The 12285-nt window shown below is 70.4% G+C and carries 12 protein-coding genes; 10 read left to right on the top strand and 2 right to left on the bottom strand.

Going from position 1 to position 12285, the window contains the following annotated elements:
• Nucleotides 1–55: 55 nt before the first annotated feature.
• Nucleotides 56–613, top strand: coding sequence for a TetR/AcrR family transcriptional regulator (locus OG906_RS10785; protein ID WP_329447990.1), 558 nt, complete (start codon nt 56–58; stop codon nt 611–613).
• Between the two features lie 68 nt (nt 614–681).
• On the opposite strand, the gene OG906_RS10780 is transcribed toward OG906_RS10785, so the two are convergent.
• Nucleotides 682–1143, bottom strand: a complete 462-nt coding sequence (locus OG906_RS10780) for a M23 family metallopeptidase (RefSeq protein ID WP_329442101.1) — start codon at nt 1141–1143, stop codon at nt 682–684.
• A gap of 250 nt (nt 1144–1393) precedes the next feature.
• Between OG906_RS10780 and rpsB the strand changes: the two genes are divergently transcribed.
• The 9 genes from rpsB to OG906_RS10735 all read left to right on the top strand — a co-directional run bounded on the left by rpsB (nt 1394) and on the right by OG906_RS10735 (nt 11202).
• Nucleotides 1394–2332, top strand: coding sequence for a 30S ribosomal protein S2 (gene rpsB / locus OG906_RS10775; RefSeq protein ID WP_329442099.1), 939 nt, complete (start codon nt 1394–1396; stop codon nt 2330–2332).
• Nucleotides 2333–2467: 135 nt separating this feature from the next.
• The gene (gene tsf / locus OG906_RS10770) at nt 2468–3304 is read left to right on the top strand and encodes a translation elongation factor Ts (protein ID WP_053675167.1); all 837 of its coding nucleotides are present in this window, start codon (nt 2468–2470) and stop codon (nt 3302–3304) included.
• A 162-nt stretch (nt 3305–3466) separates the two neighbouring features.
• Nucleotides 3467–4246, top strand: coding sequence for a UMP kinase (gene pyrH, locus OG906_RS10765; RefSeq protein WP_267797587.1), 780 nt, complete (start codon nt 3467–3469; stop codon nt 4244–4246).
• Between the two features lie 85 nt (nt 4247–4331).
• A complete protein-coding gene (gene frr, locus OG906_RS10760; protein WP_053675274.1) occupies nt 4332–4889 on the top strand; it encodes a ribosome recycling factor in 558 nt (185 codons plus the stop codon).
• Nucleotides 4889–5965, top strand: coding sequence for a phosphatidate cytidylyltransferase (locus OG906_RS10755; RefSeq protein ID WP_329442096.1), 1077 nt, complete (start codon nt 4889–4891; stop codon nt 5963–5965). Before frr ends, OG906_RS10755 begins: the two co-directional genes overlap by 1 nt.
• A 74-nt stretch (nt 5966–6039) precedes the next feature.
• Nucleotides 6040–7152 (top strand): 23S rRNA (adenine(2503)-C(2))-methyltransferase RlmN, encoded by a 1113-nt coding sequence (gene rlmN, locus OG906_RS10750; RefSeq protein WP_150517606.1) that lies wholly within the window; start codon nt 6040–6042, stop codon nt 7150–7152.
• A 251-nt stretch (nt 7153–7403) separates the two neighbouring features.
• Nucleotides 7404–8507, top strand: coding sequence for a thiamine ABC transporter substrate-binding protein (locus tag OG906_RS10745; protein ID WP_267828671.1), 1104 nt, complete (start codon nt 7404–7406; stop codon nt 8505–8507).
• A 53-nt stretch (nt 8508–8560) separates the two neighbouring features.
• Nucleotides 8561–10177 carry an ABC transporter permease gene (locus OG906_RS10740; RefSeq protein ID WP_329447989.1) on the top strand — a complete coding sequence of 539 codons (1617 nt, stop codon included), beginning with the start codon at nt 8561–8563 and terminating at the stop codon, nt 10175–10177.
• Nucleotides 10177–11202 carry an ABC transporter ATP-binding protein gene (locus OG906_RS10735; protein ID WP_329442092.1) on the top strand — a complete coding sequence of 342 codons (1026 nt, stop codon included), beginning with the start codon at nt 10177–10179 and terminating at the stop codon, nt 11200–11202. Before OG906_RS10740 ends, OG906_RS10735 begins: the two co-directional genes overlap by 1 nt.
• Before the next feature lie 111 nt (nt 11203–11313).
• On the opposite strand, the gene OG906_RS10730 is transcribed toward OG906_RS10735, so the two are convergent.
• Nucleotides 11314–12219 carry a DMT family transporter gene (locus tag OG906_RS10730; RefSeq protein WP_329442091.1) on the bottom strand — a complete coding sequence of 302 codons (906 nt, stop codon included), beginning with the start codon at nt 12217–12219 and terminating at the stop codon, nt 11314–11316.
• Nucleotides 12220–12285: the final 66 nt, after the last annotated feature.

Genomic DNA, 12285 nt, shown 5'->3' with positions numbered 1-12285 from the left:
GGCCCTTGCGGGACGTCCGTAGAGTGGTCGTGTGCCCAGGATTCGAGCGGCCTCCGTGGCCGAGCACCGGTCGATGCAGCGCGGCGCCCTGTTGGACGCCGCGCGTTCCCTGCTGTCCGAAGGCGGTACGGAGGCGCTGACCTTCCCCGCCCTGGCGGAGCGGACCGGTCTCGCCCGGTCGTCCGTCTACGAGTACTTCCGGTCGCGCGCGGCCGTCGTCGAAGAGCTGTGCGCGGTGGACTTCCCCGTGTGGGCCGCCGAGATCGAGTCGGCCATGGCCTCCGCCGGGTCGCCGGAGGCCAAGATCGAGGCCTACGTCCGCAGTCAGCTGGGGCTCGTGGGAGACCGGCGGCATCGCGCGGTCGTCGCGATCTCGGCCAGCGAGCTGGACGCCGGCGCGCGCGAGAAGATCCGCGCCGCGCACGGCGGGCTGGTCGCGATGATCGTCGAGGCGCTCGCGGGCCTCGGGCACGCCGAACCGCGCCTCGCGGCGATGCTGCTCCAGGGCGTCGTGGACGCGGCCGTCCGACGCATCGAGCTGGGCGCCGCGGAGGACCCGGTCGTGATCACGGACGCCGCCGTCGCCATGGCACTGCGGGGCGTCCGGGGCTGATGACCCTGCGGGCGCGCGACCCCCGGTCGCGGGCGTCGTGTCACCGCCGGAGCGTCACGGCCGGAGCGTCACGGCCGACCGGGACCGGGAAGCAGCCGGGGGGTCGGGCGGGGGAGCAGCCCCAAGGGGTTGAGGTAGGTCTCGCCGGCCAGGAGACCCCAGTGCAGGCAGGGCCGCGGACAGTGCGCGCCCTCGGTGAGGACCGCCACCACCTGCCCCGCCACGACCTCCTCGCCCTCGACGACGAGCGGGCGGACCGGCTCGTACGTCGTGCGCAGCCCGCCCGGGAGCGTGAGCGAGAGGACCCCCCGCCCCGTCACCGGCCCCGCGTGGTGGACCCGACCGGGGCCCGGCGCCCTGATCTCCGCGCCCACCGGCGCCGCCAGGTCCACGCCCCGGTGTCCGGCGGCGTACGGGGTCGGGGGCGGATCCCACCAGCGGGCCACGACCAGCGGGGGCGGCAGCGGGCGCACTCCCGAGGTGAACGCCTGGGACAGCGCGAGCAGCAGTGTCAGCAGCAGTGTCGTCATGCGGGCCAGCGTGCCGCGCTCCCGCCGGCCCTGCCGGGGCCTGTGGACGGCCGGCCCGGTGTGGACAAACGCGTCACCCGGCATACCGCCGGGTCCCGTACACTTCTTGTGGCGATCCGGGTCACCGGGTCGACTTCGCACGCCCCAGCACCGGCCGGTCAGGCCACGTGAAAGCGTCTCTCGGTCCCCTCTCAGGGGGCAGGGCGCGGCGGGGCGTCAGGAACCAAACCGAGAAAACAAGGAGATGGCCATGGCCGTCGTAACGATGCGGGAGCTGCTGGAAAGCGGCGTCCACTTCGGTCACCAGACCCGCCGCTGGAACCCGAAGATGAAGCGCTTCATCTTCACGGAGCGCAACGGCATCTACATCATCGACCTGCTCCAGTCGCTGTCGTACATCGACCGCGCCTACGAGTTCGTGAAGGAGACCGTCGCGCACGGTGGCTCCATCATGTTCGTCGGTACCAAGAAGCAGGCTCAGGAAGCCATCGCCGAGCAGGCGACCCGCGTCGGCATGCCGTACGTCAACCAGCGGTGGCTGGGTGGCATGCTCACCAACTTCTCGACCGTCTACAAGCGCCTTCAGCGTCTGAAGGAGCTTGAGGCGATCGACTTCGAGGACGTCGCGGCCTCGGGTCTCACCAAGAAGGAGCTCCTGGTCCTCTCTCGCGAGAAGATCAAGCTGGAGAAGACCCTCGGTGGTATCCGTGAGATGTCGAAGGTTCCCAGCGCCGTCTGGATCGTCGACACCAAGAAGGAGCACATCGCCGTCGGTGAGGCGCGCAAGCTCCACATCCCGGTCGTCGCGATCCTCGACACCAACTGCGACCCCGACGAGGTCGACTACAAGATCCCGGGCAACGACGACGCGATCCGCTCCGTCACCCTGCTCACCCGCGTGATCGCCGACGCCGTCGCCGAGGGCCTCATCGCCCGCTCCGGTGCTGCGACCGGCGACTCGAAGCCGGGCGAGAAGGCCGCCGCCGAGCCGCTCGCCGAGTGGGAGCGCGACCTCCTCGAGGGCGAGAAGAAGGCTGACGACGCCGAGGCCGCTCCGGCCGAGGCCGCTGCCGAGGCCCCTGCTGCCGAGGCCCCCGCCGCCGAGGCCGTCGAGGCTCCGGCCGCCGACGCCGAGGCTGTCGAGGCTCCGGCCGCCGAGGCTCCGGCCGCCGACGCCGAGCAGGCCTGACCCACTGAGAGCGCCCGGCGTTCACGCGCCGGGCACTCGCAGCACGGACGATGACGGCGGGGGAGCCGCGCCACAAGCGCGACTCCTCCGCCGTTCACCCGTAGATCTACGACTTCGAGAGAGAATCACAGACTCATGGCGAACTACACCGCCGCTGACGTCAAGAAGCTCCGCGAGCTCACCGGCGTCGGCATGATGGACTGCAAGAACGCACTGGTCGAGTCCGACGGCGACGTCGACAAGGCCATCGAGGCGCTCCGCATCAAGGGTCAGAAGGGCGTCGCCAAGCGCGAAGGCCGTTCTGCCGAGAACGGTGCCGTCGCCTCCCTGATCGCCGACGACAACACCTCCGGTGTCCTCGTCGAGCTGAAGTGCGAGACGGACTTCGTCGCCAAGGGCGACAAGTTCCAGGCCGTCACCAACGAGCTGGCCGCCCACATCGCCGCGACGTCCCCGGCCGACCTCGAGGCGCTGCTCGCGTCCGAGATCGCTCCCGGCAAGACCGTCCAGGCGTTCGTGGACGAGGCCAACGCCAACCTCGGCGAGAAGATCGTCCTGGACCGCTTCGCGCAGTTCACCGGCGGTTACGTCTCGGCGTACATGCACCGCACGATGCCCGACCTGCCGTTCCAGATCGGCGTCCTGGTCGAGCTCGACAAGGAGAACGCCGAGGTCGCTCGCGGCGTCGCGCAGCACATCGCCGCGTTCGCCCCGCAGTACCTCGCCAAGGAAGACGTGCCGGCCGAGAAGGTCGAGTCCGAGCGTCGCGTCGCCGAGGAGATCACCCGCGCGGAGGGCAAGCCCGAGGCTGCCATCGCCAAGATCGTCGAGGGTCGCGTCAACGGCTTCTTCAAGGAAGCCACGCTGCTCGGCCAGCCGTACGCGCTGGACAACAAGAAGTCCGTCCAGAAGGTTCTGGACGAGGCCGGTGTCACCCTGGTGCGCTTCAGCCGCATCAAGGTCGGCATCTGAGTCCGTCCGTACGCGACGGACACCGGACCCCGGTAGGGTCTGAAGCAGTCGTCCACGCTTGCGCAGGACGACCGCAGATCTGACGAGGAGGCCATTGCCGTAGAGGGAACCGCGAGGACCCACCGGCAATGGCCTTCTTCGTATGTGCACGAGGAGATCTCCATGAATCAGGGCGTGGACACCCACACCGCTTCCGACGACAAGAGCGACCACGAGAAGAAGGGCCGGCGCTTCATGCTGAAGCTGTCCGGTGAGGCCTTCTCCGGCGGCGGCGGACTGGGTGTCGACCCTGACGTCGTGCACGCCATCGCCCGCGAGATCGCGGCCGTTGTCCGAGACGGCGCGGAGATCGCGATCGTCATCGGCGGCGGCAACTTCTTCCGCGGCGCCGAGCTGCAGCAGCGTGGCATGGACCGTGCGCGGTCCGACTACATGGGCATGCTCGGCACCGTCATGAACTGCCTCGCCCTCCAGGACTTCCTGGAGAAGGAAGGCATCGACAGCCGCGTCCAAACCGCCATCACCATGGGCCAGGTCGCGGAGCCGTACATCCCGCTGCGTGCCGTGAGGCACCTGGAGAAGGGGCGCGTCGTCATCTTCGGCGCCGGCATGGGCATGCCGTACTTCTCCACCGACACCACGGCGGCCCAGCGCGCCCTGGAGATCGACGCCGAAGCCCTGCTCATGGGCAAGAACGGTGTCGACGGGGTCTACGACTCCGACCCGAAGGCCAATCCGGACGCGGTGAAGTTCGACGCGCTGGAGTACAGCGAGGTGCTGTCCCGGGACCTCAAGGTCGCCGACGCCACGGCGATCACGCTCTGCCGCGACAACAAGCTGCCGATCCTGGTCTTCGAACTGCTCGCCGAGGGCAATATCGCCCGCGCCGTCAAGGGTGAGAAGATCGGCACGCTCGTGAGCGACCAGGGCACCCGGGTCTGACCTCCGCATCGCCGGTCCACGCACGCCGCGGACCGGCCCGCCCCGCCCGCCTGAACCATCCATATCTGACATGCAGGAGCACGTGGTGATCGAAGAAATCCTCCTCGAGGCCGAGGAGAAGATGGAGAAGGCCGTCGTCGTCGCCAAGGAAGACTTCGCCGCGATTCGCACGGGACGTGCGCACCCGGCGATGTTCAACAAGATCGTGGCGGAGTACTACGGCGCCATCACGCCCATCAACCAGCTCGCCTCCTTCGCCGTGCCCGAGCCGCGCATGGCGGTCGTGACGCCCTTCGACGCGTCCGCGCTGCGCAACATCGAGCAGGCCATCCGCGACTCCGACCTCGGGGTCAACCCGAGCAACGACGGCCGCATCATCCGGGTGACCTTCCCCGAGCTGACGCAGGAGCGCCGCAAGGAGTACGTCAAGGTCGCGCGCACCAAGGCCGAGGACTCCAAGGTCTCCATCCGCGCCGTCCGTCGCAAGGCCAAGGACGCCCTCGACAAGCTCGTCAAGGACAAGGAAGCCGGCGAGGACGAGGTGCGCCGCGCCGAGAAGGAGCTCGACGACACCACCGCGAAGTACGTCGCGCAGGTGGACGAGCTGCTGAAGCACAAGGAAGCCGAGCTCCTCGAAGTCTGATGAACGACTCTTCCTGGCAGCCGGAGCCGGTTCCGGCGGGTCCCGCATACGATGCGCAGGCGGGCCCGCAGACTCGGCCCATGCCCATCGTGCCCGATGCCGCCGGCCGTGACTTCGACGACCGGGAAGCACGCGATCGGGGGGCCGCCGCCGCAGGCGGCCCCCTCTTCCGCGACGAGACGCCGCCGCAGGAGCCCATGCCCAGCCCCCCGCCTCCGCCCTCGCAGGCACCGCAGGACCCCTCGCCCCCACCGCAGAAGAAGCGTGCGGGGCGGGATCTGCGTGCCGCCATAGGGGTCGGCGTCGGCCTCGGTGCGGTGATCTTCGCTTCCCTCTTCATCGTCAAGGCGGTCTTCGTCGGCGTCGTCGTCGTCGCGGTCGTCGTGGGGTTGTGGGAGCTCACCTCCCGGCTCCAGGAGAAGAAGGGCATCGAGGCGCCGCTCGTCCCGCTCGCGGTCGGTGGCGCCGCCATGATCATCGCCGGGTACGTACGGGGTGCCGAGGGAGCCTGGGTCGCCATGGCCCTGACCGCGCTCGCGGTCCTGGTCTGGCGGATGACCGAGCCGCCCGAGGACTACCTCAAGGACGTCACGGCGGGTGTCTTCGCGGCGTTCTACGTACCCTTCCTGGCGACCTTCGTCACGATGCTGCTCGCGGCCGACGACGGTCCGCAGCGGGTGGTGACGTTCCTGGTCCTGACCGTGGTCAGTGACACGGGCGCCTACGCGGTGGGCTGGCGCTTCGGCAAGACCAAGCTCGCGCCGCGCATCAGCCCCGGGAAGACCCGCGAGGGGCTCTTCGGGGCGGTGGCCTTCGCGATGGCGGCCGGCGCGCTCTGCATGGAGTTCCTGGTCGACGGCGGGGTCTGGTGGCAGGGCCTGCTGCTGGGGCTGGCCGTCGCGGTCAGTGCGACGCTGGGCGACCTCGGCGAGTCGATGATCAAGCGGGACCTGGGCATCAAGGACATGGGGACCCTGCTCCCGGGACACGGCGGGATCATGGACCGGCTCGACTCCCTGCTGCCGACCGCTCCGGTGGTGTGGCTGCTGCTGGCCGCTTTCGTCGGCACCGGCTGACACCGGCCTCCGGTTACTCTTGAAAGGCGTGCTGCTTCTGCGGCGCGCCTTTCGTCTTACGAGGAGTACCTGCCATGGCCCGCCCTGTTCCGGGAGAGCTCACTTTCGTCGCCCCTCGCGGGGTGAAGAAGCCGCCCCGGCACCTCGCCGACATGACCCCGGCCGAGCGCCGCGAGGCGGTCGCCGCGATCGGCGAGAAGCCGTTCCGGGCCAAGCAGCTCTCCCAGCACTACTTCGCGCGGTACGCGCACGACCCGGCGGAGTGGACGGACATCCCGGCCGCCTCGCGGGAGAAGCTCCGCCAAGAGCTGCTGCCGGACCTGATGAACGTCCTGCGGCACATCTCGTGCGATGACGACACCACGCGCAAGACCCTGTGGAAGCTGCACGACGGCACGCTCGTCGAGTCCGTGCTGATGCGCTACCCGGACCGGGTCACCATGTGCATCTCCTCGCAGGCGGGCTGCGGGATGAACTGCCCCTTCTGCGCCACCGGCCAGGCGGGTCTGGACCGCAACCTGTCCACGGCCGAGATCGTGCACCAGATCGTGGACGGCATGCGCGCGCTGCGCGACGGCGAGGTCCCCGGTGGGCCGGCCCGGCTGTCCAACATCGTCTTCATGGGCATGGGCGAACCGCTGGCCAACTACAACCGGGTCGTCGGCGCCATCCGTCGGCTGACCGACCCGGAGCCCGACGGTCTGGGGCTGTCCCAGCGCGGCATCACCGTCTCCACCGTCGGTCTGGTCCCGGCCATGCTGCGGTTCGCCGACGAGGGCTTCAAGTGCCGTCTCGCCGTGTCGCTGCACGCTCCGGACGACGAGCTGCGCGACACCCTCGTCCCCGTGAACACCCGCTGGAACGTCCGCGAGGTGCTGGGCGCCGCCTGGGAGTACGCGGAGAAGTCCGGCCGTCGCATCTCCATCGAGTACGCCCTGATCCGCGACATCAACGACCAGGCCTGGCGTGGTGACCTGCTCGGCAAGCTCCTCAAGGGCAAGCGCGTGCACGTCAACCTGATCCCGCTGAACCCGACGCCCGGCTCGAAGTGGACGGCCTCGCGTCCCGAGGACGAGAAGGCCTTCGTGGAGGCCATCGCCCGCCACGGGGTGCCGGTGACCGTACGGGACACCCGCGGTCAGGAGATCGACGGCGCGTGCGGCCAGCTGGCCGCTTCGGAGCGCTAGGTTCCGTTTCCAGCCGGTCACATTCGGCCACGGGGTACTCTGTGGCCGAACAAATTTCATATTCCGACAGGGGAGCGCCACAGCGCTGAGAGTGCGGTAACCGTCACCGCAGACCCTCTGAACCTCGCCCCGGTCATTCGGGGTAGGAAGTTCGGTCACCACTCAAGCTGTTGCGCCCTGCCCGGCGTCCGCTCCACAGAGCGCCGGGCCGGGCCGCGTCTTCTCCTGGACATCCCAGGAGGAATTCACCAGTGAGCACCACCAGGAAGTACGCGGGCCTCGCGCTCGTGGCCGCGCTCGGCGTCGGCACCCTCAGCGCCTGCGGCGACGGCGGGACCAAGGACAAGCCGTCGGCGGGCGCGAGCGACGCCCCCAAGTCCAAGACCGTCACGCTCGTCTCCCACGACTCCTTCAACGTCAGCGACGCGGTCCTCAAGGAGTTCGAGCAGCAGAGCGGCTACACGGTCAAGAAGCTGAAGTCCGGGGACGCCGGCGCCGCCCTGAACCAGGAGATCCTCACGAAGGGCTCCCCGCGCGGCGACGTCTTCTTCGGCGTGGACAACACCCTCCTGTCGCGTGCCCTCGACAACGGCATCTTCACCCCGTACGAGGCCAAGGGCCTGGCGGAGGTCAAGCCCGAGTTCGTGCTCGACAAGGAGCACCGGGTCACCCCGATCGACTCCGGCGACATCTGCGTCAACTACGACAAGAAGTACTTCGCCGACAAGAAGATCGCCCCGCCGCAGACGCTGGACGACCTGATCAAGCCGGAGTACAAGGACCTGCTGGTCACCGAGAACGCCGCGACCTCCTCGCCCGGTCTCGGGTTCCTGCTCGCCTCCGTCGGCAAGTACGGCGAGGACGGCTGGAAGGACTACTGGACCAAGCTGAAGGCCAACGGCGTCGAGGTCGTCGACGGCTGGGAGCAGGCCTACAACGAGCGGTTCTCCGGCTCCGCGGGCGGCAAGAAGGCCAAGGGCGACCGCCCGCTGGTCGTCTCCTACGCCTCCAGCCCGCCGGTCGAGGTGCTGTACGGCGAGCCGAAGCCGGCCGAGGCCCCGACGGGTGTCTCCACCGGCACCTGCTTCCGCCAGATCGAGTTCGCGGGCCTGCTGAAGGGCGCGAAGAACGAGGAGGGGGGCAAGGCCCTCCTCGACTTCCTGATCAGCAAGAAGTTCCAGGAAGACATGCCCCTGAACATGTTCGTGAACCCGGTCGTCAAGAACGCGGCGCTGCCGGAGCTCTTCACGAAGCACGGTGTGGTGATCGAGAAGCCGGAGAACGTCGCGCCGGAGACCATCGCCAAGAACCGTGAGCAGTGGGTCAAGGCATGGTCCTCGCTCGCCGTGAAGTAGGACGGGTGAGCCCGAAGGAGGGGACGCGGGCCACGCTGGTCAGGCTGGGCCTGATGGCGATCCCGCTCGTCTTCTTCGGGCTGTTCTTCGCCTATCCGGTCGCCGCGATCGTCGGGCGCGGACTCAAGACCGACGACGGGTGGCAGTTCGGCCGGATCGGCGAGGTACTGGCCCGGCCCGACATCGCCGACGTGCTGTGGTTCACCACCTGGCAGGCGCTCGCGTCGACGGCGCTCACGCTCCTGATCGCGCTCCCCGGCTCGTACGTCTTCGCGCGCTTCGAGTTCCCGGGCAAGCAACTGCTGCGGGCGGTGGTCACGGTTCCGTTCGTGCTGCCGACCGTGGTGGTCGGCACGGCGTTCCTCGCGCTGGTCGGGCGCAACGGACTGCTGGACGAGACGTGGGGCGTTCGCCTCGACACCACCGTCTGGGCGATCCTGTTGGCCCACGTCTTCTTCAACTACGCCGTCGTCGTACGGACGGTGGGCGGACTCTGGGCGCAGCTCGACCCGCGGCAGGAAGAGGCCGCCCGGGTGCTGGGCGCCGGCCGGTTCGCGGCCTGGCGGCGGGTGACGCTGCCCGCGCTCGGGCCGGCCGTGGCCGCCGCCTCGCTGATGGTCTTCCTGTTCACGTTCACCTCCTTCGGTGTCGTGCAGATCCTGGGCGGGCCGTCCTACGCCACCCTGGAGGTGGAGGTCTACCGGCAGACCGCGCAGTTGCTCGACCTGTCGACGGCTGCCGTGCTGACGATGATCCAGTTCGCCGCCGTCGGGCTGATCCTGTGCGTGCACGCCTGGACCGTGCGCAAGCGGGAGACGGCGCTGCGGCTCGTGGATCCGGCCCGGACCGCGCACCGGCCCAAGGGCGTGGCGCAGCGCGCCCTGTTGGGCGGGGTGCTGCTGACCGTGGCGCTGCTGATCGTGCTGCCGCTGGGCGTCCTGGTGGAACGGTCCTTCGACGCCCCCGGCGGGTACGGCCTCGACTTCTACCGGGCGTTGGCGGACGTGGGCGCGGGGGGCGGGACGTTCCTGGTCCCGCCGCTGGAGGCCATCGGGAACTCCCTGCGGTACGCGCTGGCGGCCACCGCCATCGCCCTGCTCATCGGGGGACTCGCGGCCGCGGCGCTGACCCGGCGGGCGGGTCGGTTCGTACGGGGCTTCGACGCGTTGCTGATGCTGCCGCTCGGCGTGTCCGCCGTGACGGTCGGCTTCGGATTCCTGATCACCCTGGACGAGCCCCCGCTCGACCTGCGCACCTCGTGGATCCTGGTGCCTCTGGCGCAGGCCCTGGTCGGAGTGCCGTTCGTGGTGCGGACGATGCTGCCCGTGCTGCGCGCCGTCGACGGCCGGTTGCGGGAGGCGGCCGGCGTGCTCGGTGCCTCGCCGCTGCGGGCCTGGCGGGAAGTGGACCTGCCGCTGGTACGGCGGGCCCTGCTGATCGCGGCCGGTTTCGCCTTCGCCGTGTCGCTCGGCGAGTTCGGGGCGACCGTCTTCATCGCCCGGGCCGACAGCCCCACGCTGCCGGTGGCCGTGGCGCGGCTGCTGGGGCGGGCCGGAGAACTGAACTACGGGCAGGCGATGGCCCTGAGCACGATTCTGATGCTGGTGTGCGCGGTGTCCCTGCTGGTGCTGGAGCGGCTGCGACCCGACAAGACCTCGGGAGAGTTCTGATGACGCTGCTTCGGCTGGACGGGGTGTCGGTCCGCCTCGGCGCGCGGGACGTCGTGGACGCCGTGGACCTGGAGGTCGCCGAGCACGAGATCGTCTGTGTGCTGGGGCCGAGCGGCAGCGGGAAGTCCACGCTGCTGCGGGTGGTCGCCGGGCTCCAGCCGGTCTCGGCCGGACGCGTGCTCCTGGACGGCGCGGACCAGGCCGCGGTGCCGGTGCACCGGCGCGGGGTGGGCCTGATGTTCCAGGACCACCAACTGTTCCCGCACCGCGACGTCGCCGGCAACGTCGGCTTCGGGCTGCGGATGCGGGGTTCCTCGCGCGACGCCTGCACGGGCCGGGTCGAGGAACTGCTGGACCTGGTCGGGCTCCCCGGAGCCGGGCGCCGCGCCGTCGCGTCGCTGTCGGGCGGCGAACAGCAGCGGGTCGCGCTGGCGCGGGCGCTCGCCCCGTCCCCGCGCCTGCTGATGCTCGACGAACCGCTGGGCCAGTTGGACCGGGGACTGCGCGAGCGACTGGTGGTGGAACTCCAGGGGTTGTTCTCCCGGCTGGGCACGACCGTCCTGGCGGTCACCCACGACCAGGGGGAGGCCTTCGCGCTGGCCGACCGGGTCGTGGTGATGCGGGACGGGCGGATCGCGCAGGTGGGGACCCCGCTGGAGGTGTGGGAGCGGCCGGCCTCGGAGTTCGTGGCACGGTTCTTGGGCTTCGAGAACGTGGTCCCGGCGACGGTGTCGGGCGGCGCCGCGGCCACCCCCTGGGGGAAGGTCCCGGTGCCGGACGGCTCGCAGGAGGGGGAGCGCCTGCTCCTGATCCGGGCCGCCGGGGTGACGCCGGCGGCCGAGGGGCTGCCGTGCGTCGTGGAGTCGCGGACCTTCCGGGGGACCCACGTGGGACTGCTGTTGCGACCCGAGTCGGGTCCGCCGCTGGAGGCCGAGTGCGGGCCGGTCGGGGCACCGGTCGTGGGGGACCGCATCGCGGTGACGTTCACCCCCGGCGAGGTCGTCGTCCTGCCCGCGCAGGACTGACCGGGGCCGATCCGGCGCCGACACGGCTCCGCCCCCGGACCCTTCGCCCCGTGAGGGCGGTGGATCCGGGGGCGGGCGCGTTCCCCGTACGGCAGTACGGCGGTGTGGCGGTTACGCGACCGGCACCGGGTCCGGGGACTCCGCCGGAGCCTCGGCGCCGTCGTGATTGCCGTACCAGGCCACCGCCACGGCGCCCGTCACCGCGAGGACGAAGCCCAGGACCGCCAGCCAGGCCAGACCGGGGCGGGAGGCGTCGCCCAGCAGGAGGACGCCGATGGCGCCCGGGAGCACCGTCTCGCCCACCACCAGGGCGGCCGTGGCCCCGTTCACGGAACCGATCTGGAGGGCCACCGTGTGCAGGTACATGCCGCCGATGCCCGCCACGAGGATGGCGTAGAGGGCGGGGTCGGACAGCAGGGCGCCCAGGCCGAACGGCTCGACGCCGTTCAGGATGCGGACGCCCACCCCCAGCGCGCCGAAGGCCAGGCCGGACAGCAGACCGGCCAGGATCGCGGCCCGGCCGCCGAGGAACCGGACCGCCACCGTGCCGCCCACGATGATCAGCAGGGTGATCGCGAGCAGCCACCAGTGCGTGGACATCGGCGCGTGATGGCCGCCCTCGTGCCCCGCGGCCGTCGCCAGCAGCACGAGCGCCGCGCAGACGACCCCGATGGAGGTCCACTCCTTGCGGGTGAGCCGGATACCCAGCATCTTCACGCTGAGCACGGCGGTGATCACGAGGTTGGCGCTGATCACGGTCTGGGAGAGGAACAGCGGGAGGAGACGCGCCGCGAGCGCGCCCAGGCCGAAGCCCACGAAGTCCAGGATCGTGCCGACGATGAACTCCCAGGTCATCGCCGCCTTCGCGGTCGAGGACAGGTTCGGTCCGCCGTGCGCGGTCACCCCGGCCGCGGCCGGGGACATCCGGGCCGCCCGGCGCGAGCCGACGGCTTGCAGGACGGATCCCGTGCCGTAGCAGATGGACGCCGCGATCGCGGTCAGCAGGCCTATGAGCACAGAGGGCTCCGTTCACGTCTGGCAGGTTTTGCGGTACCTCTACCAGACGTGCGAATCGGCCGGGAA

This window comes from Streptomyces sp. NBC_01426 (assembly GCF_036231985.1).
Classification (GTDB): domain Bacteria; phylum Actinomycetota; class Actinomycetes; order Streptomycetales; family Streptomycetaceae; genus Streptomyces.
The sequence above is the reverse complement of the archived record's forward strand: the minus strand, read 5'-3'. Positions and strand labels throughout refer to the sequence as shown.

Coding starts and splice junctions, on each gene's coding strand:
- rlmN (WP_150517606.1), top strand. CDS start 6,040: ATGGCCCGCCCTGTTCCGGGAGAGCTCACTTTCGTCGCCCCTCGCGGG.
- pyrH (WP_267797587.1), top strand. CDS start 3,467: ATGAATCAGGGCGTGGACACCCACACCGCTTCCGACGACAAGAGCGAC.
- OG906_RS10740 (WP_329447989.1), top strand. CDS start 8,561: ATGGCGATCCCGCTCGTCTTCTTCGGGCTGTTCTTCGCCTATCCGGTC.
- rpsB (WP_329442099.1), top strand. CDS start 1,394: ATGGCCGTCGTAACGATGCGGGAGCTGCTGGAAAGCGGCGTCCACTTC.
- OG906_RS10755 (WP_329442096.1), top strand. CDS start 4,889: ATGAACGACTCTTCCTGGCAGCCGGAGCCGGTTCCGGCGGGTCCCGCA.
- OG906_RS10780 (WP_329442101.1), bottom strand. CDS start 1,143: ATGACGACACTGCTGCTGACACTGCTGCTCGCGCTGTCCCAGGCGTTC.
- tsf (WP_053675167.1), top strand. CDS start 2,468: ATGGCGAACTACACCGCCGCTGACGTCAAGAAGCTCCGCGAGCTCACC.
- OG906_RS10735 (WP_329442092.1), top strand. CDS start 10,177: ATGACGCTGCTTCGGCTGGACGGGGTGTCGGTCCGCCTCGGCGCGCGG.